The organism is Paenibacillus terreus (assembly GCF_042138595.1).
Classification (GTDB): domain Bacteria; phylum Bacillota; class Bacilli; order Paenibacillales; family Paenibacillaceae; genus Paenibacillus; species Paenibacillus terreus.
Window position 1 is genome coordinate 1 of sequence record NZ_JBHIRX010000049.1, and the last position, 387, is coordinate 387.

At 52.5% G+C, this 387-nt stretch carries 2 tRNA genes; both read left to right on the forward strand.

Annotated features, from left to right (window positions below):
* The first annotated feature begins 144 nt into the window (after positions 1 to 144).
* Positions 145 to 217 (forward strand) — tRNA-Phe (locus ACE5KN_RS31070).
* Between the two features lie 15 nt (positions 218 to 232).
* Positions 233 to 308, forward strand: a tRNA-Thr gene (locus ACE5KN_RS31075).
* The last annotated feature ends 79 nt before the right edge of the window (positions 309 to 387 follow it).

Sequence of the window (387 nt, forward strand, 5' to 3'; positions counted from 1 at the left end):
AACCGTGGTGTAGAGGCCTAACATGCCTGCCTGTCACGCAGGAGATCGCGGGTTCGAATCCCGTCGGTTCCGCCATTATTGTAATAGCTTCAGGGATGAGAACTTGTGAAGGTTCAATTATTCCGTCGGCTCTGCCTGATGCAGGGCTCGGTAGCTCAGTCGGTAGAGCAGAGGACTGAAAATCCTCGTGTCGGCGGTTCGATTCCGTCCCGAGCCACCTTTAACTTAATATGCCGGTGTAGCTCAACTGGTAGAGCAACTGACTTGTAATCAGTAGGTTGGGGGTTCAAGTCCTCTCGCCGGCACCACTTATGGAGGCTTAGCGAAGTGGCCAAACGCAGCAGACTGTAAATCTGTTCTCTTACGAGTTCGGTGGTTCGAATCCAT